Raw genomic sequence first — 18,527 nt, 5'->3', positions numbered from 1 at the left:
GCGACAAATTGTGACACGAAGTTTCAGCGTTTACTGGCAGGTTTGCATAAGACCAACGGATTATCCCAAGAATGGTAATAAAGATTCACATTAATGCCAGCTTATCGCTGCACCTGCCAGAGCCTAGAATTGTGTTCTTCAGTTTTATCCCTCCTTTCTCCCTCAGGTATTTGCAGCAGTGCAACGTCGCATCAGCAGAGAGCTTAAAGCCCTCAGTGTTCTGGCTTTATCGTTGGCATTAAACGGCTGCATCAGCTTCGGTGGTATCGGTCCAAAAGACACGATGCTCGCCGCTAATACTCTGGTCACCGACGAGGCCATTGAAAACGCCGCGCAAGACGCCAACTGGCCCAAGGCTCAATGGTGGCACGCTTATGGCGACCCGCAACTGGATGCCTGGATCAGCCTTGCAGTGCAGGGTAGTCCAACCATGGCCATGGCTGCCGCCCGTGTGCGTCAGGCCCGGGCCATGGCCGGGATCGCCGAGTCGGCGCAGTCGCTGCAGATCAATGGCGACTCGACGCTCAAACGCCACAACTGGCCGTCTGACCAATTCTATGGCCCCGGTGAGCTGGACAATTCCACCACCTGGGACAACAACGCGGCATTGGGCTTCAGTTTTTCCCTCGACCTGTGGGGCCGCGACAGCAACACCACCGAACAGGCCGTGGACATGGCGCACATGAGCGTCGCCGAAGCGCGCCAGGCGCAACTTGAATTGCAGAACAACGTGATTCGCGCCTATATCCAGTTGTCCCTGCACTTTGCCCAGCTCGACATCATCGAGTCGACCCTGCACCAGCAAGAGCAGATCCTCGATCTGGCGCAAAAGCGTCTGGACGGCGGCATCGGCACGCATTTCGAAGTCAGCCAGGCGCAAGCCCCGCTGCCCGAAATCCATCGCCAGATCGACGCCCGGGAAGAAGAAATCGCCCTCACCCGCAACCAGCTGGCCGCCCTGGCGGGCAAAGGCCCGGGGGAGGGTGCTCGTCTCAAGCGGCCGGTGCTGGCGCTCAATACCGCACTCAAACTGCCTTCCAGGCTGCCGGCCGAACTGCTGGGCCAGCGTCCGGACGTGGTGGCCAGCCGCTGGGAAGTGGCGGCCCAGGCCCGTGGCATTGACGTGGCCCATGCCGACTTCTATCCCAACGTCGACCTGGTGGCCAGTCTTGGCTTCATGGCCACCGGTGGCGGCGCCCTGGAGTTTCTGAGCGCGAAAAAACTCAACTACAACGTCGGCCCGGCGATTTCGCTGCCGATCTTTGATGGCGGCCGCCTGCGCTCGCAACTGGGTGTGGCTGCCAGCGGTTATGACATGGCCACAGCCAAGTACAACCAGACCCTGGTCACTGCGCTCAAGGGCATTTCCGATCAGTTGATCAAGCGCGAGTCCATGGACAAGCAGCAGGTGTTCGCCGCCGAGTCGGTTGCGGCAGCACAGAAAACCTATGACATCGCCATGCTTGCCTATCAGCGCGGCCTTACCGACTACCTCAACGTTCTCAACGCGCAAACCCTGCTGTTCCGTCAGCAGCAAGTGCAGCAGCAGGTCCAGGCCGCACGCCTGGTTGCCCATGCCGAGTTGGTGACAGCGCTGGGTGGCGGCCTTGGTGCCGGCAGCGATGTGCCGAAACAAGATCGTTACGTGCCCGACAAACCGCCAGCTGTCATGGCGCCGTTTGTACATTGATGCTCAACCCCGAGAGCCTGTAAATGAACCACTTGCCCGCCCCGGTACGCTGGCTGTATTCCCTGGAATGGCGCCGTGGCTTCTATGACTGGGCGCGCAGCGATGGCGTGACCTGGGTGCACATTTTCAAAGTATTGGTCGCGGCCTTTTTGACCCTGTGGCTGGCCATGCGCCTTGAGCTGCCACAGCCACGCACCGCGATGATCACCGTATTTATCGTGATGCAACCGCAAAGTGGCCAGGTGTTCGCCAAAAGTTTTTACCGGTTTTTGGGCACCCTGACCGGCTCGGCGGTGATGGTCGCGCTGATCGCTTTGTTCGCTCAGAACACCGTGTTGTTCCTTGGCTCGCTGGCGATCTGGGTCGGCATCTGCTCGGCCGGCGCGGCCCGTTGCCGTAACTTCCGGGCCTATGGTTTTGTCCTGGCCGGTTACACCGCAGCGATGGTCGGCCTGCCCGCACTGGCCCATCCCGATGGCGCCTTTATGGCCGCGGTCTGGCGAGTGCTGGAAATCTCCCTGGGCATCCTCTGTTCTACGGTGGTCAGTGCTGCGATCTTGCCCAAGACCGCAGGCGCGGCCATGCATGACGCGCTGTACAAACGCTTTGGGGTCTTCGCCGGTTTTGTGGCTGAAGGCCTGCGGGGGCAGTCCTCGCAAGAGGAGTATGAAGCCAGCAACGTGCGTTTTATCGCCGAGAGTGTTGGCCTGGAAGGCATGCGCAGCGTAACGGTGTTTGAAGACCCGCACATGCGTCGTCGCAGTGGCCGTTTGAGTCGTTTGAACAGTGAGTTCATGGCCATCACCACCCGCTTCAATGCTCTGCACCAATTGCTTGCGCGTCTTCGTAGCCGCGGTGTGGTGCAGGTGGTATCGGCCATCGAGCCGGAACTGGAATTGCTCGCGCAGTTGCTCGAAACCTACGCCGGGCGCTCGTTGACGGACAAGGACGCGGTGCTGCTGGCCGAGCAGCTGGAGACATTCAAGGCCGGCCTGCCGGGGCATGTGCGTGCACTGCGGGTGAGCTTCCTTGAAACCGATCCGGGCCCTTCGGATTTCCTGGATTTCAACACGGCCTATGAACTGTTGTTCCGCTTTGTTGACGACCTGCACAACTACGCACAGACCCACGCCTCGCTGGTTGATCACACCCACGAGCGGGAGCGTTGGGATCAACCCTTCATCTCGCAAACCAACTGGTGGTCGGCGGCCGCCTCGGGGATTCGGGCAGCGTTCATTCTGGTGGTGCTCGGCACCTACTGGGTGATGACGGCCTGGCCCAGCGGCGCCACCATGACCCTGATTGCCGCTGCTACCGTGGGGTTGTCCGCAGCCACCCCCAACCCCAAACGCATGGCGTTCCAGATGGCCTGCGGCACCTTTATCGGTGCGTTGGTGGGCTTTGTCGAAATGTTCTTCGTGCTGCCCCGCATCGACGGTTTCCCGCTGTTGTGCCTGGTACTGGCGCCGGTGATCATATTTGGCTCGTTCCTCACCTCGCGGGCCAAATACGCCGGGGTTGGCCTGGGCTTGCTGATCTTTTTCAGTACCGGCTCGGTTCCGGACAACCTGACGATCTACAACCCGTACCAGTTCATCAATGACTACATCGCGATGGTGCTGGGCATGCTGGTCTGCGCGGCAGCGGGGGCGATCATTCTGCCGCCCAACAGCCGCTGGTTATGGAGCCGTCTGGAGCAGGACCTGCGCGAGCAGGTGGTGTACGCCATCAGCGGCAAGTTGCGCGGTCTGGGTTCCAGCCTGGAAAGCCGTACCCGCGACCTGATGCACCAGGCCTATGGTCTGGCTGCCGGTCAGCCCAAGGTGCAGCGCCAATTGTTGCGCTGGATGTTTGTGGTGCTGGAAGTCGGCCACGCGATCATCGAGTTGCGCAAGGAGCAGGCAATTCTGCCTGTGCATCCGGCCTACGCCGAGTCTCAGCCATGGCGGCAGGCCATCCGGGTGATGGGCCGGGCGCTGGTGCGTCTGTTCATCGCGCCCAGTAACAGCAACCTTGAACGTGCACTGATTGCGGTTGATCACGCCATCGGCCGGGTTCAGGCCACCGATGAACCGTTCGCCCGTAACTTTGATACCTCGGCGCTGGTCCGGGTGCAGAGCTACCTGCACTTTATCCGTACCTCTCTGCTTGATCCGCAATCGCCGCTGGCGGCCTACGCCCGGCCGCAAGGAACTGAACATGCCTCGTGAAATCGCCTTCCACGGCGTCTACATGCCCAGTATGACCCTGATGTTTTTTATCGCGGCGGGGTTGGCATGGGGCTTTGACCGACTGATTTCCGGTTACGACCTGTACCGCTTCTTCTGGCACCCGGCGCTGCTGCGCCTGAGCCTGTTTGCTTGTCTTTTTGGCGCCATGGCGCTCACTGTATACCGTTGAGACCGATCCGATGAAAAAGTTTTTCAGCCTGCTTGCCACCTTGCTGGTTCTGGCCCTTGCCATATGGATCGGCCGCACCCTCTGGGAGCATTACATGAATACCCCCTGGACCCGTGATGGTCGGGTGCGGGCCGACATTATCAACGTTGCTGCCGACGTTAACGGCTATGTGGTCGGGGTACCGGTCAAGGACAACCAGTTGGTGAAAAAGGGCGACGTTCTGCTGGAAATCGACCCCGAGCACTACCAGATCATGGTCAAGCAGGCGCAATCGCTGGTGGCGTCCCGCAAGGCCACCTGGGAGATGCGCAAGGTCAATGCCCATCGCCGGGCAGACATGGACAGCATGGTGATCTCCCGCGAGAACCGCGACGACGCCAGCAACATCGCCGACTCGGCCCTGGCCGATTACCAACACGCCCTGGCCCAGCTGGACGCGGCGCAACTGGACCTCAAGCGGACCAAGGTACTGGCTACGGTGGACGGTTACGTGACCAACCTCAATGTGCATCGCGGTGACTATGCACGGGTCGGCGATCCGAAAATGGCGGTGATCGACATGGACTCGTTCTGGGTTTATGGCTTCTTCGAAGAAACCAAACTGCCGCACATTCGCGTGGGCGACAAAGCCGACCTGCAGATGATGAGCGGCGAAGTATTGAAGGGCCATGTTGAAAGCATTTCCCGGGGCATCTACGACCGCGACAACCCCGAGAGCCGGGAGCTGGTGGCCGACGTTAACCCTACATTCAACTGGGTGCGCCTGGCGCAGCGGGTACCGGTGCGGATCCACATCGACGAAATCCCCGACGGCTTCCTGCTGGCAGCGGGCACCACCTGCACGGTGATCGTGCAGCAGGATGCAGCAGCGCAATAATGCTTTTTTGTGGGAGCTGGCTTGCCAGCTCCCACAGGGCCTGCCCGGGGTATCAATCCGCGCTGAAGGTCTCATGCAAATGGCGCCACAGCACCTTGGCACTGGCGTCCTTTTCAAACACCACGGTGGCGCGTCGATCGGTACGGTTGCCGTTGTGTTCCTCTTGCAACTCGCGGTAGCTGACCACCGCGCCGTCCCCATACAGGGCGATGCCCTTGAAGTCACTCAGGGTGATCTTCAGCCCCGGACGGGCACCGCGCAGCTGTTCAAACAGCGCCTCTACAGCGTTCGCATCCAGCTCTTTGCCGCTGGGCGTGATCATCGAAAACTGCTCTGAAAACGCCCGAGCAAGGTGGGCAGCACCCCAGGCTCAAGTCCGGAAAACCAGCCTTCAATCTCGACGTGGGTTTCGGTTACAAGGTCGAAGTAGCGCGAATAGTCAGTCATCAATTTCTCTTCGGTCAGGGTGCCAGCAACGCCAGCACGCGTGGGGTATTGAGGCGTAACACTGCAAACAGCGGCAACAGGGTCAACGCGGCGCCGATGGCAAAGCATAGGGCAAAGGCGCGGGGCGTCGAGGTGAGCGCGGTCAAAGCCGCGAACAGGCCCATCATCAACGCCGGGCCGAGCAGAAAACTCAACTGCCGGTTGATATTCCACAGTGCGCTGGCATGGCCCATGCGCTGGGCACTGACATCAATAAACGCGGTGTTTTGCGCGGTACTGCTGCACAGGCTGCCGCCAAAGCCCATGAGTCCGTACAGCGCCATCGTCTGCCATGTGCTTGATGCATCCACCTGGATCAACAGCGCAATACCCGCTGCCTGGGCAGTCATGCCCAGCAGGAGCAGGGGTTTTGGCCCGAGGTGATTGAATTGATAGCGGCTCAGGCTAATGCCCAGGGCCGAGGCCAGTGCCCACGGCAGCATCAGGGCCCCGGTCTGCGCGGGGCTTAAACCCGATTGGTGAAAATACAAAATACTCACCAGCTGGGTGCCGATGAAAATCCCGGGGATGAACAGATAAGTGAGCATCGCCACCCGCAACAACGGGCTTTTCAGCAAGCCCCCCATGCTCCGGGCTCCGGTTGCCAGGCTGTGGTAATTCAGCGTCGGGCGTGGGGTCGGGGGCGACTCTGATTTGAGGCAGCAGCCGGCCAGCAACAGCGCCAGTAACGCCAGCGGCAAGTTGGCATAAAACACCCAGCGCCATGACCATGCCTCCACGATCCGCCCACCCAGGGTCGGCGACAGCGCGGGCACCAACAACGCCACCAGCAAAATCACCGAGGTCAGGCGAGCCCGTTCGCGTACGGGGAAATGCCGATAGACCATGGCCTGGCCGACCGGAATCAATAACCCGCCGCCCAGCCCCTGCAGCAGGCGCCAGCCAATCAGCGCCTCAATCGAGCCTGCCTGCGCCACGCCCCATGACGCCAGGCTGAACAGCAAGAGCGAGGCCATGATCAGGCGCTTTTCGCCAAACACTGCCGCCAGCCACACGCCGGGGATGATGACCAGGGTCAGGCCGAGCATGTAGGCATTGCCGACCCAGCCCAGCTGGCTGACCGAAGCCTGCAGTTGCTGGCTGATGTCGGGGTAGGCAATGGCGGCGGCGAACATGTTCAGCAGATCCAGTGCGAAGCCCAGTAAATACACCAGGGCGATTTTGTTGCGATAGGCCATGACCGGCTCCTTGATTGCGCCGGGCACAGTAGGCTGCTTTTGCGATTGGAGGAACGGCGTCCGGGCTGCTAGATTGTCAAAATTATTTTGACAATGGACGGTATTCAGCATGGTCAGCCTCGATCGATTCGACACCTTCAAAGCTGTGGTCGAAGCCGGCTCCCTGACCGCCTCCGCCGATTTGCTGGGCCAGACCCGCGCGGTGGTGAGCTTTAATATCAAGCGGCTGGAGGCCGAGCTGGGGGTGACCCTGCTCACGCGCAACACCCGGCGGCTGGCGCTGACCGAGGCCGGCGAGCGTTTTTATCTGCACTGCCTGAGCATGCTGGAAGCCGCGCAACTGGCGATAGACGAAGCCCGCAGCGAACACACCGAGCTCAAGGGCACATTACGCATTACCACCACTGTGGAATATGCACTGGCCAAGGTGGTGCCGGCGCTGGAGCTGTTTCGCGACCTGCACCGCGATCTCAAGGTGCAGTTGTCCACTTCATCGACCCACGCAGACTTGATCTCCGAGCGTTTTGACGTGGCCCTGCGGCTCGGCCGGGTGGTGGACTCCAGCCATCGGGCCGTGCAATTGAGTACTTTCGCTATTCTGCCCGTGGCCTCACCGGCATTTGTCGCCAGCGTGGCGCCCATCGACTCCGTGCATGCCCTTGAGCAGACCCCGTGGCTGGAGCACGGGCGGGTCGGGGAGTTGAGTATCAGCCATGTCGGCCATGCAGCGACTCAGGCCTATCAACCCAACCCCGCCAGGGCGCGGATCAAGGCCGACAATTCCTCGGTGTTACGCGCCTTTGCCCTGACCGGGCAGGGCGTGGCGATCCTGCCCGACTGGCTGATCGAAGACGACTTGCGCACCGGCCGCCTGATTCACCTGCTGCCTGAATGGCAACTGACCCGCCAGGGGGTGTACGCCCTGTATCCCGATACCCGCCATCTGCCGCTCAAAGTGCGGGTGTTTATCGATTTCATGAAGCACCAGAGCTAAAAAACGGCAGGCGCGAGCTTGCTCGCGAGCCTCTAAAGCTCGCTCCTACAGGTGACAGTTCTTCAGTTCCCGGTATTTAACCCGAACCGCTTCATGAGGATTTTTTGCAGCAGGCAGCCCGGCAGCAACGCGGCCAGCAGCGGCAGGGCACGGCTGCCATTGCCGTAACGCAATAGCGCCGGCGGCCTGGTTTTTTGCGTGGCGTTGAACACCGCTTCGGCAAGCGCTGCCACCGGCGTCGGCTTGTCTTGTGAAGCCCTGGCGCGAGCGCGGATACCTTCACGCATCGGCCACCAGGGCGAATCCTGGGCAATCAGCACTTCAGCCTCGGCGCAGGCATTGCTGGCGAACGAGGTATCGATGGCGCCGGGCTGTACTTCCAGCACGCGAATGCCAAAGGGTGCCAGTTCCATGCGCAGGGCATCGCTCAGGGCGTGCACGGCGGCTTTCGAGGCGCAGTAGGCTCCGGCAAACGGAGTGACCAGCACCCCGGAAACGCTGCCTATGTTCACCACCAGTCCGTTGTTGCGGCGCAATGCCGGAAACAGGGCACGGGTGACGCCGACCACGGAAAAAACATTGGTTTCAAACTGGCGCTGCATGCCCTCGACGCCGGCATCGAGCACCGGACCCATGGCGCCATAACCGGCGTTGTTGATCAGCATGTCCAGACCGTCATCGGCCAGACGTTCGGCCAGGAGCGCCAGCGCTGGCGGATCATTCACATCCAGTTGCACCGCGTTAAACCCGGCCGTGGCCAGTCGGGTCACATCTTGCGGTTTGCGGGCACAGGCCCAGACCTCATGGCCGGCCTTGTGGAAGACATCGGCCAGCGCGCGGCCAATGCCACTGGAACAACCGGTGATCAAGACACGGGGCATCAAAAAATCCTTAGTTGGAAAAGCTGCCTTGCAGGCGCTCTGCGCGAAATTCCAGGGTCTGCGGGCGATAGCCGGCGCGCAAGGTCGGCATGGGCAAACAGTCATGCCAGCTCGCAGCGCCTTGCAGCTCGCCGGGTCCGCGATAGCGCGGGGCAGTGTAGAGGTTGTCGGCGAGGTTGACGGTATCGCCCGGAGCATAGGCCGCGATACGCCAGCTCAGCTCGATCAGCGGTACGTCATTGCCATTGCGCAGGGTAACAGAGAGGGGGCGATCAGCCGGGCATTCGCCGGGTGCATAAGTAATGCGCAGCTCAAGCCGTGCCAGTTGCCGGGCTTCGCGGTTGTCCAGCCACGCCACTGAGGCTGCCACCAGACCCAGGCCGATCACTGCCGCCAGCGACACCGGCAAGGCCTTGGACGGATAGCGCAGCAGCAGGATGAGCCAGGTGAAGATCAGTAAAACGCCGATAAGCATGACGCTCGCCTTGACTGAAGATGAGCTGTCAGCATGAGGGGTGAAGCGCGCGGCATCAAGCACGATGCCGCTCTGCGGCACTTGTAATCGCTGCCGCAGGCTGCGAGGTCTTTTGTTCGCCGCAGAGCCGAAAGCAAGGGTCTGCGGCAGCGACTACTGGGCGATGGTCTTGATCGACACGCCACGGCCCACTGGCGTCGAGCGTCCGTATACATCTTCAAAGCGCTCGATGTCGTCTTCGCCCAGATAGCTGCCGGACTGCACTTCGATGATTTCCAGGGCGATTTTCCCCGGGTTGCGCAGGCGGTGGACCGAGGCAATCGGGATATAGGTCGACTGGTTTTCGGTGAGCAGGAACACGTTCTCGTCGCAGGTCACCTCTGCCGTGCCCGAAACCACGATCCAGTGCTCGGCGCGGTGGTGGTGCATTTGCAGCGACAGGCAGGCGCCGGGCTTGACCGAAATATGTTTGACCTGGAACCGCCCGCCCATGTCCACCGAGTCATATGAGCCCCACGGACGATAGACCTCGCAATGGTTCTGGGTTTCGCTGCGGCCTTGTTTGTTCAGAGTGTTGACCATCTGTTTGACCCCCTGAACCTTGTCCTTGTGGGCGATCATCATTGCGTCCTTGGTTTCCACCACCACAATGCTGTCCAGACCGATCACCGATACCAGTTTGCCGTTGCCGTGGATCATGCAGTTGGTACTGTCCTGAATGACCACATCGCCCTTGCAGACGTTGCCGTTGACGTCTTTTTCATTGACGTCCCACAGCGATGACCAGCAGCCCACGTCACTCCAGCCTGCGGTCAGCGGGACAACACAGGCGCGCAGGGTTTTTTCCATCACGGCATAGTCGATGGAGTTGTCCGGGCAGCAGGCGAAGGTGGCGTCGTCGATGTCGATGGTGTCGACATCCTGCTGGCTGCGCTCCAGGGTCAGCACACAGGTGTCATAGATATCCGGCTCATGCTGTTTGAGCTCTTCGAGAAAGCGGCTGGCGCGGAACAGAAACATGCCGCTGTTCCAGAAATAGCCGCCGCTTTTGACAAACTCGGCAGCGCGTTTGGCATCAGGTTTTTCGACGAAGGATGCGACCCGGCTGACGCCTTCGGGCAGTAAGCCGTCGGCTGCGGACTTGATATAGCCATAGCCGGTTTCGGGCTTGAGGGCCGGCACGCCGAACAACACCATTTCGCCGCGCTCGGCGGCCACGGTGGCCAGGGCCAGCGCCCGTTGCAGGGCTTTCTGGTCTTCCAGTACGTGGTCGGCGGGCAGTACCAGCATCAACTCGTCGCGGCCTTCATTGATCAGCATCATCGCCGTCAACGCCACGGCAGGCGCGGTGTTGCGCCCGAAAGGTTCCATGAGGATGCGCTGGGTCTCGAGCCTGCGGTTGGCCAATTGCTCATTGACGATAAAACGGTGGTCTTTGTTGCACACCACGATCGGCGCCTGCATGCCTTCGAATACCAGGCGTTCGAGGGTTTGCTGGAACAGGGTCTGCTCGCCGGTCAGGGCCAGAAACTGCTTGGGAAACTGCTTGCGCGACAAAGGCCACAGACGCGAACCGCTACCACCAGAAAGAATTACCGGAATCATGTTGTCTCTCCAAATCTGAAATAGGTTTTCCCCGTAGGAGCGAGCTTGCCTCGCGATTTTTTGATTGTTGAAACAACATCAAAAGATCGCGAACAAGCTCACTCCTACAGACAAGGGAAGGCTTTTAGCGGGTCGAAACCGGGCGCTTTACCCAGGTCGGCGAGACGCTGGCGCCGCTGCCGATGACGTACAGCACGGCGGCTTCACCGCGTTCCAGGGCTACAGGCTTGAGATCGGTGATTTTTTGCTCGCCATCGAACAGCGCAAAGCTGACCTTGACCGGGTTGATCTCGCGTTCGCCCCGGCCCTTGGCGGCCACGGCCTTGACCACCTCGGTCTTGCCGTCTGCGGTTTTCAGGGTCAGGGTTTTATCGGTGAGGTTCTGCACCCGCACCAGGGACTTCTGTTTGTTCTTGAACGGTGGTTCTTCAATCAATTGCGGCTGGCCGCTGGCGCTGTTGACCAGGGTGTAATAGTGATCGGCGGCCAGTTGCACCGACAGGTTCTGACTGCCGACTTTGGCGCTGTAATCACCCTGGGGCATAAAGCTGAACTCGCTGCTGCCCTGGGCGGGCACGTCGTCGAGGGCGGTGTTGCCCACGGAGGCACTGACTTGCTGGGGGCTGGCGTTGAAAATACGCACAAAGCTCGAGCCCTTCGGCGCAACCGGGCCGTAGAGGGCGGCATCACCGCCGGCCAAGGCTTGCATTGAGAGCAGGCTCATGCCCGCAACCAGCGCGAGGGATTTGGCGAGACGACGTGGAGCAGGTGTAAACGGCATGGCTTTGAATGACATCAGTAGTACCTCTCTTTCAGTTTTGCGCCCGGTCGGGCGTCTCGGATTCAGCAGTGTTCTGTGCGACTTGCGGTTGGCGGCCGGAGGCCTGTTTCAGACTCGCGACCCACTGCGGGTCGGCGTCGCCAATCTCGTTGTCCACCGGCAGGTAACGCTCGGGGAATTCCCAGATCAGCACCTGGGGCGGGCTGTTTTTGAACCCATCGCTCTGCAGGTAAGCGAGCATCGGCAGGATCGGCCCGTGGCCGTCTGTGGAGTCATTGATCACATCACTGCGCAGCGCCTGTTTCAGGGCGCCGACAAAGTTCCAGTTGGGGTTGGCGCTGTAGCTGGTACCCACCAGCGTCACCGGCACTTCGCTGTCGGTGAACAATGAATCTTCGCTGTCAGCAGCCGATTCGGCGGGGCGGGTACTGCGTTTTTCCAGGGGTTCGGACGGCGGCAGCAGGTTGCTGAACAACGGGTCCAGTGGCAGGAACCGCTCCAGGTCGCCGTTGTGTTGCACAACTTTTTGCGCCTGGGTCACAAACTGTTGCGGGCTGCCGCTGAGGGGGAATTGCTCGGCAATCGAAGCCCCCAGTTGTTGGGCCGCAATCAGTGCGCCGTCCGGCGTCCAGTGCGTGTCGGTACGCAAGAACACCTGGGCCCCGGCCTGCTTGGCCTGTTGCAGCGGGCCCAGCAGGTCTGGCGCCAGCACCTTGCTGGCGGCCAGGCGGGCATGGAAGTCACGGTACAGATCGGCATAAATGGCGGCCGGGCGCTGCTCACCCATATGTTCGGGATACAGGCGCACCTTGGTCGGCACCACGGCCATTACCAGTTTGATCCCGCGTTCCTCGAGGGTCCGGCGCACGCCCTCAACCAGGGCATAGTTGTCTGCCACGTGCTGCTCGGCATCGGGCCACGGCTTGAACTCCTCGTCGCTGTACAGCCATTGATCGCGGCCCAGCACTACGCCGGGGCGACCTTCGTTGAACAGGGTGAAATCCAGTGCTGCCCAGAGGTTGGTGCCCAGACGCTTGATCGGGAATTCATCGTCGTAACGGGTTTCGACGGCTTTGCTCCAGCGACCGTTGAGTACGGTGTCTTTGTCGGTGGTGTTGAAACCGATGAAGCTGCGCGTGGCCAGCAGCCCCAGGCCCACCAGCAGGCCGCAGAAGAAGGTGACGTAGAGGATGCGTAAAGTCCGGTTCATGGTCGGCTCCCCTTAGAACTGGAAGTAGAGGAACGGCGAAAAGCTTTGCGCCGAAAGTTTGAGAATCGAGGCGATGAACAGCAGCACGATCAGGCTGCGCATGGCGTAGCGCGGCCAGTCAGCGACCCAGTACGGCGGTTGCACAGTGGCCTCGGTGCCCTGGGTATAACCGGGCAGGTGCAGGCTGCCCGGCACATCGCCGGGGACGGCCTTGATCAGGCCCGGTTGCGCGGTGGCAGGGCCGTCGGCGTCTGTTTTACCGGCTGTTTTTGGCGTGTTGTACAGGTCGCGCAGGCCGAAAAAGGCCAGGGTCAGGTAGGCAACGATCAGGGTGGCAACCTGCAGGCCGGTGAGGTTGGCGCTGTTGAGTTCCGACAGTGACCACTGGCCGAAGCTGAACATGGCGCCATACATGCGAGCGGCGACGTGCAGGTTTTCGGAGCGGAAAATCACCCAGCCCAGCACCACGATGAAGAAGGTCAGTATCCAGCGGATCGGGTTCAGGGCCCGGGGATTGGTGTTCAGGCCCAGGGCTTTTTCCAGCGCCAGCCACAGCCCGTGCCAGGCCCCCCACAGGATGTAGGTGATGTTGGCGCCGTGCCACAAACCGCCGAGCAGCATGGTCAGGAACAGGTTGCGGTAGGTGGTCAGCGTGCCTTTGCGATTGCCGCCCAGGGTGATGTACAGGTAATCACGCAGCCAGGTGGACAGGCTGATGTGCCAGCGGCGCCAGAACTCGGTGATCGACTGGCTGATGTAGGGCTGCTTGAAGTTTTCCATAAAACGGAAACCCATCATCAAGCCCAGGCCGATCGCCATGTCGCTGTAACCGGAGAAGTCGAAGTACAGTTGCGCGGTGTACGCTAGCGCGCCGAGCCAGGCATCACCGGTGGTCGGGTCCTGCAGGGCAAAACAGTGATCGGCGACCACTGCCAGGGTGTCGGCGATGAACACCTTCTTGATAAAGCCCTGCATGAACCGCGTGGCGCCCTCGCTGAATTTATCCAGAGTGTGGGTGCGGTTGTTGAACTGGTCGGCCAGGTCGCGAAAGCGCAGCACGGGACCGGCAATCAGGTGCGGGAAGATCGCCACAAAGGCGGCAAAGTCGATGAGGTTGCGGGTAGCGGGGGTGTCACCGCGGTACACGTCGATGATGTAGCTGATGGACTCGAAGATGTAGAACGAGATCCCTATGGGCAGCAGTACGTTGGTCAGGATAAACGGGTCGAGGCCGACCGAACTCATCATGGCGTTGATGCTGTCGACGCCAAAGTTGGCGTACTTGAAGTAGCCCAGAATCGCCAGGTCGACCACTACCCCGAGCAACAGCCAGCGCTGGGCAGGTTTGGTGCGCACCCCGGCGGCCCCGACTTTGAGGCCGATCCAGTAGTTCCAGAGGGTGACGGCGATAAACAGTGCCAGGAAATCCACCCGCCACCAGGCGTAGAACCCATAGCTGGCGAGCAGCAGCAGCAGATTGCGATAGCGTTGCCCGCTCAAGTAATACAGCGCCAGAAATACTGGCAAGAACATAAACAGGAACACATTGGATGAAAAAACCATCCTGACTTCTCCGTGTTGACCAACAGTAAAGGGCCAGGCCCCCCCAAACCCCCCATGAAAAACTCGGGGGGGTAAATCGATGCAATCCCTTCTTCGCGTTTTCCCTTTTCCCCTCTGTAGGAGCGAGCTTGCTCGCGATCTTTTGACCTTTTGATCTCGAAGAGCTCGCGAGCAAGCTCGCTCCTACAGAAGGTTCAGGGTGGTGGGCTATTTGCCTTTTTCGTGGGCCGGGTCGTAGACCCTGGTCAAGTCACCACCCAGGCGAAAGGTCTTGAACGGTTGCATGCCGCGTTTCATTTCAATCACCTGCGGGGTGCAGGTGTAGAGGGTGCAGAACGGTTCGAGCCAGGCGAATTTGGCGTCGACTTTCAAGTCGGTCATGTCCTGCTTCTTGCCGTTCTTTTGTTCGAACTCATCCGGGTTCTTGACCCCGCTGAGCACGCGCTCGCCCAAGCGTTTCAGGGCGCCGTTGTTTTCGTTGCGCAGGTCCACGCCATTGACCAGGGCAAAGCTGGCGATCATCGACAGGGGCGGCAGGGCGTAGTTGTGATAGGCCAGGGCGCGTTGCTGGCGCTTGAGTTCGTTGGGCAAAAAGCCCTGGGCGTCGACTTGACTGGCGCCGACCCTGAACTCTTTCACCGACCAGTCGAACAGGTCGCGACGGTTGGTGGCGATGGCGGTGGCCATCACTGACCAGGCCGACCAGTACGAGTGGTTATTGGTTTTTTCCAGCGGCAGGTTGTCCCAGTCGCTGACCACCTGATCCGCCATTTTGCTGAACCAGGCCTCGATCACCTGCGCCTGCTGTGGATGCCGGGCCAGGGGCTGCGAACTGGAGAATTTCAGGCGGATATAAGACGAGGCCATGCTGCCCAGCGCCCATTTGCGCATCGACTTGCCGGTGTGATTGAAGTCTTTGCTCATCAGCGCATCGGCCTCGGCCCAGGCAGTGAGCCAGTTCAGCGTGCATTCAAGCTGTTGCGGGCGACCGTCACGCATGAACTGCATCACCTTTTTACTGGTACTGCGTTCCAGGGTGGTGATGCCGGAGGTGGCGTCGCGGAAGGCTTTTTCCGAGTCGACATTAAGTGTCGAGCGGGCCTTGTCCGAGCCTTCGTATTTGCTGCGAAATTCCAGCTTGCCGGTATACGGCTGCGGCATGGTCCCGCAGTCGTTTTTGAAATCGCCGGTTTTAAAGGCTTCCACCGGGGCGTAATAACCCTGGGGCGGGCGCAGTGCTCCGGCGGCGTTGGCGGTGCTGGCAAACATCGCCAGCCCGAGAAGGGCGGGGGTCAGTAATGAACGTAGTGTGATCGGTGCAGTTGGCATCAGATACCTCATCGTCCGGCCTGCGCGTCGGGATGCGCAGGGGAGGGGAATACGTTGCGTTTGCAGAGTCGGGCCTCGACTTTCTGCGGCTCGGCCCCGGCTTGCGGGCCCTCGATTTCAATGGCCAGCAAGTTCTGGCTGGCCCAGTCTTCGTCAGTGCGCAGCTCGAAGGCGAAACGCCCGTCGGTGTCGGAAGTGGTCGGCTTGTCGATTTTCAGATTCTCGTGGCGTCCGTTCATGTACCAGAGGGTGGCTTGCAAGGTTTTCACCGACGGATCGGCGAAGCGGATGTCGATTTGGTGATTGGCGTTGCGCAGGTCCAGGTTGCGGCTATTGACCAGCATCTGGTTCGCGCCGGGCTTGAGCGTGGTGCTGTTGCTCAGGAGCGCGGGCTTGCCTTGGCAACCGTTGTCGAGCAGGGCCAGCATTTGCCGGTAGGTGACCTCCTGATCGAGGCGATACAGCGGCGAGAACTCCCAGATCAGCACCTTGGGCGGGGTTTTCTGGAATTCTTCGCTGCCCAGGTACTGCAGCATCGAGCCTTCAAGGCCGCCACCGGGGAAGGCGACGTTGAGCACGTCGGCACCGATGTACTGCTCCAGAAAGCCCGAGAAGTTGTAGTTCTTACCGCTGTGGCTGGTACCCACCAGGGTGATCTGCGGGTTGCCCGAATCACCGAACAGGTCGCCGTCAGCGGCTTCGCCCCTGGGCTCGGTGCTGAACTGGTCCATGTACTGCACGGCATAGCTGGTGCCGCATAACTGGCCGGCCATGTTGTGCAGGGTGCCGGTCTTGCCCATGCGCCCGGAGATTCTGGTTTCGAATTCGCGCCGGGGAATATCGGCGAAAGCGGGGATTTTTTTCACCGTGTCGGCAACGATTCTGGCGGTGCGTTCGGCGCCGTAGGGTGTCCAGTGCTGGTCGCCGCGGAAGTAGAAATCGTGGGCCTGTTTTTCGTTGGTCAAAGGCGACAGGTCAGGCACGTGGTAGCCCATTTTGGCGAAGCGCCCGAGCATGGCCTGGTAGTTTTTCAGGGCCTTGTCGTAGTCGTAGCGGTCACGCTCGGCAGGCATCAGTTTGTTGCGGTTGACCAGCCCGCGGGTCGGTTGATACACCATCACCAGTTCCACACCTTTGCTTTTGAACGCATCGTGCAGTTGCTGCATGCGTCGGTAGCCGGCAGGGGTGGTATCGAATTCGGTGCGCAGGTCTTCCTGGGTGCGGAACAGCCAGTCGCCTTCAGCCTGCACCAGGGTGGTGAAGTTTTGCTGGTAGCGGGTGGTGTAGTTTTTCGCATCGTGGGCTTGGGGGCACAGGTTGCAGCAGGGTTCTGCGTTGAACGCCGGGGCTTGAATCTCATCTGCCTGCACGCCGGCACTGACAGCGAGGATGGCGGCGGTCAGGCCCGACAAGCTTAGAAATTTGATCATTTTGGGGGGCATAACAGTCATCCTCAGTCGCGCATTTCGGTCTGGCGTTCAACGGGGTCGATCAGCACGGCTTTTTGCTGGCGCACCAGCAGGTCGAGAATCTCGCTCTGACGCTCACCCAGAATGCCGTTGAAGCTGATGCCGCTGGATTTGCTCGGGGCCAGCATCGATACCCGATACAGCTCGATGCTCAGGGGCGAGTCGATACTCAGCGGGCCGCTGCCGTTACCGGCCAGCTCGCCGCCCACCAGGATCAGTGACACCTGGGTGTCGAACGGGTCGAGGTCGATATCGCGATCGGTATCGGTCAAATCCTTGATGTGGCCGTAGATGCCGGTCAGGCCGTTGGCCAGGGCGATGTTTTCGTACAGCCGGATATTCACGCTGTTGCGCACCCGGATTCCGTGGCGACGGTTGTTGATCACCTTGTTGCCCCACAGCAGGTTGTCGCCGCTCTCGTACAGGGTGATGCCGTCGGTGTGGTTCTGGAAAATCTGGTTGTCGGCAATCAGGTTGTTGGAACTGTTGCGGTCGATCACCAGGCCCGACAACTTGTTGTCATGGCTGCGGTTGTTGAAGATGAAGCTGTCGTTCACCTCGCGGGAAATGATGATCCCGTGCTTGCGCTGGGTCCCGAATACATCGTTGTCGGCGATGATCAGCCCGCGGGAACGGTCATGGGGGTCGATGCCGTAGACGATGTTGTCGCGGTAGGTGTTGCCCTTGACTACAAAGTCGCGGGTTTCATAGCAGTAGAAGCCGTACCACATGTCCGAGAATTCGGAGCCCAGGATCCAGCCGGTGGGCTCATAGCGCTTGACCACCTTGGCCATGTTGGGTGTGTACTGGGAAATACTCACCCCGTACGACTTGCTGTTGGCGTAGCCGAAGCTGGCCATTGTGCTGTTGACGATATAAGTCTCGGTGGCACCCCAGGCCAGCAGGAACGGGCGAAACTCTTTGGCATCACGGAAGGTCGCCGGGCCGTTGGCCTTTTCGCGCCAGCCGGTAACCTTGGTGTCGCGTACGAACAGCTGGCCGTCGTTGACCATGAACGCACCGGCTTCTTCGGACAGGCGCAGCTCCCTGGTGCTGCTGTCGATGTCCAGAATGCCCTTGTGCCCGACCACGATCGGCAAGCGTGCCAGGTACACCCCCGGTGCGGTTTCGCTGAAGTATTTTTTCGGCAGGCGGCGGGCCAGATCCTTGAGGTTTACATAGCCGTCGTCGATGAAAATTGCCTGGGGGATACCGCCCTGGCGCACCACCCATTCGGCCATCTTGTTGTCGCCGCCGATGAAATCCTTGAGGGCGTTTTCCTGCATCATGCGGCGCACGCTGACCTTGCCGGCGGTGCTGCGCACTATCTTGGCCGCAACTGCTTCGGCGGTGTAGCCGCTGATGTCGGGCAGTGCCGGTTTGGCTATTTCCAGCGGCGCACTGGGGGCAGTACGCACGGTATAGGTCCTGGCCTGTTGCAGCTCTTTGGCCAGGCCTGGGCGCAGTGGCTCGACATTGCCAAAGGCGACTGAACTTGCCAGCAGCAGGGCGCCGGCCAGCAGGCTGATTGCGCCTTTATTGGCAGGATGGTTCATCTCTCGCACTCC

General features: G+C 60.5%; 15 protein-coding genes and 1 pseudogene. 5 read left to right on the top strand and 11 right to left on the bottom strand.

Annotation, left to right across the window (positions count from 1 at the left end; genetic code table 11):
- Positions 1 to 178 precede the first annotated feature (178 nt).
- The 4 genes from EQV90_RS08885 to EQV90_RS08870 are packed head-to-tail and all read left to right on the top strand — an operon-like array spanning position 179 to position 4,967.
- A complete protein-coding gene (locus EQV90_RS08885; protein ID WP_003440021.1) occupies positions 179 to 1,690 on the top strand; it encodes an efflux transporter outer membrane subunit in 1,512 nt (503 codons plus the stop codon).
- A 23-nt stretch (positions 1,691 to 1,713) separates the two neighbouring features.
- Positions 1,714 to 3,900 (top strand): FUSC family protein, encoded by a 2,187-nt coding sequence (locus EQV90_RS08880; RefSeq protein WP_003440023.1) that lies wholly within the window; start codon positions 1,714 to 1,716, stop codon positions 3,898 to 3,900.
- The gene (locus EQV90_RS08875) at positions 3,890 to 4,090 is read left to right on the top strand and encodes a DUF1656 domain-containing protein (RefSeq protein ID WP_003440024.1); all 201 of its coding nucleotides are present in this window, start codon (positions 3,890 to 3,892) and stop codon (positions 4,088 to 4,090) included. Before EQV90_RS08880 ends, EQV90_RS08875 begins: the two co-directional genes overlap by 11 nt.
- A 10-nt stretch (positions 4,091 to 4,100) precedes the next feature.
- On the top strand, positions 4,101 to 4,967 hold the full coding sequence (locus EQV90_RS08870) for an HlyD family secretion protein (protein WP_003440026.1): 867 nt from the start codon (positions 4,101 to 4,103) through the stop codon (positions 4,965 to 4,967).
- A 52-nt stretch (positions 4,968 to 5,019) separates the two neighbouring features.
- Here the strand turns inward: EQV90_RS08870 and EQV90_RS08865 are convergent.
- Together EQV90_RS08865 and EQV90_RS08860 are read right to left on the bottom strand one after the other, a co-directional pair.
- A pseudogene (locus EQV90_RS08865) lies at positions 5,020 to 5,414 on the bottom strand (DUF4440 domain-containing protein).
- Between the two features lie 14 nt (positions 5,415 to 5,428).
- Positions 5,429 to 6,652 (bottom strand): MFS transporter, encoded by a 1,224-nt coding sequence (locus EQV90_RS08860; protein WP_240877999.1) that lies wholly within the window; start codon positions 6,650 to 6,652, stop codon positions 5,429 to 5,431.
- A 109-nt stretch (positions 6,653 to 6,761) separates the two neighbouring features.
- On the opposite strand from EQV90_RS08860, the gene EQV90_RS08855 reads away from it, so the two are divergent.
- Entirely contained in the window at positions 6,762 to 7,646 is an 885-nt protein-coding gene (locus tag EQV90_RS08855) for a LysR family transcriptional regulator (protein ID WP_240877998.1), read from the top strand.
- Positions 7,647 to 7,708: 62 nt separating this feature from the next.
- Here the strand turns inward: EQV90_RS08855 and EQV90_RS08850 are convergent, their stop codons facing one another.
- From EQV90_RS08850 to algG, 9 genes are all read right to left on the bottom strand, one after another.
- On the bottom strand, positions 7,709 to 8,527 hold the full coding sequence (locus tag EQV90_RS08850; protein ID WP_240877997.1) for an SDR family oxidoreductase: 819 nt from the start codon (positions 8,525 to 8,527) through the stop codon (positions 7,709 to 7,711).
- 10 nt (positions 8,528 to 8,537) lie between these two features.
- Positions 8,538 to 9,002 (bottom strand): hypothetical protein, encoded by a 465-nt coding sequence (locus EQV90_RS08845; RefSeq protein WP_003440059.1) that lies wholly within the window; start codon positions 9,000 to 9,002, stop codon positions 8,538 to 8,540.
- 153 nt (positions 9,003 to 9,155) lie between these two features.
- A complete protein-coding gene (locus tag EQV90_RS08840; protein WP_003440061.1) occupies positions 9,156 to 10,607 on the bottom strand; it encodes a mannose-1-phosphate guanylyltransferase/mannose-6-phosphate isomerase in 1,452 nt (483 codons plus the stop codon).
- A 124-nt stretch (positions 10,608 to 10,731) separates the two neighbouring features.
- Positions 10,732 to 11,388, bottom strand: coding sequence for an alginate O-acetyltransferase AlgF (locus tag EQV90_RS08835; protein ID WP_029612410.1), 657 nt, complete (start codon positions 11,386 to 11,388; stop codon positions 10,732 to 10,734).
- 31 nt (positions 11,389 to 11,419) lie between these two features.
- Positions 11,420 to 12,598 (bottom strand): alginate O-acetyltransferase, encoded by a 1,179-nt coding sequence (locus EQV90_RS08830; protein ID WP_240877996.1) that lies wholly within the window; start codon positions 12,596 to 12,598, stop codon positions 11,420 to 11,422.
- A gap of 12 nt (positions 12,599 to 12,610) precedes the next feature.
- Positions 12,611 to 14,161 carry an MBOAT family protein gene (locus EQV90_RS08825; RefSeq protein ID WP_240877995.1) on the bottom strand — a complete coding sequence of 517 codons (1,551 nt, stop codon included), beginning with the start codon at positions 14,159 to 14,161 and terminating at the stop codon, positions 12,611 to 12,613.
- A 207-nt stretch (positions 14,162 to 14,368) separates the two neighbouring features.
- On the bottom strand, positions 14,369 to 15,490 hold the full coding sequence (locus EQV90_RS08820) for a mannuronate-specific alginate lyase (RefSeq protein WP_202210995.1): 1,122 nt from the start codon (positions 15,488 to 15,490) through the stop codon (positions 14,369 to 14,371).
- 8 nt (positions 15,491 to 15,498) lie between these two features.
- Positions 15,499 to 16,932 carry an alginate O-acetyltransferase gene (locus EQV90_RS08815; RefSeq protein ID WP_240877994.1) on the bottom strand — a complete coding sequence of 478 codons (1,434 nt, stop codon included), beginning with the start codon at positions 16,930 to 16,932 and terminating at the stop codon, positions 15,499 to 15,501.
- 11 nt (positions 16,933 to 16,943) lie between these two features.
- Positions 16,944 to 18,515, bottom strand: a complete 1,572-nt coding sequence (gene algG / locus EQV90_RS08810) for a mannuronan 5-epimerase AlgG (protein WP_240877993.1) — start codon at positions 18,513 to 18,515, stop codon at positions 16,944 to 16,946.
- Positions 18,516 to 18,527 lie beyond the last annotated feature (12 nt).

This window comes from Pseudomonas sp. TMW22089, assembly GCF_022496645.1.
In the GTDB taxonomy this organism is placed as follows: domain Bacteria; phylum Pseudomonadota; class Gammaproteobacteria; order Pseudomonadales; family Pseudomonadaceae; genus Aquipseudomonas; species Aquipseudomonas paraversuta.
The sequence above is the reverse complement of the archived record's forward strand: the minus strand, read 5'-3'. Positions and strand labels throughout refer to the sequence as shown.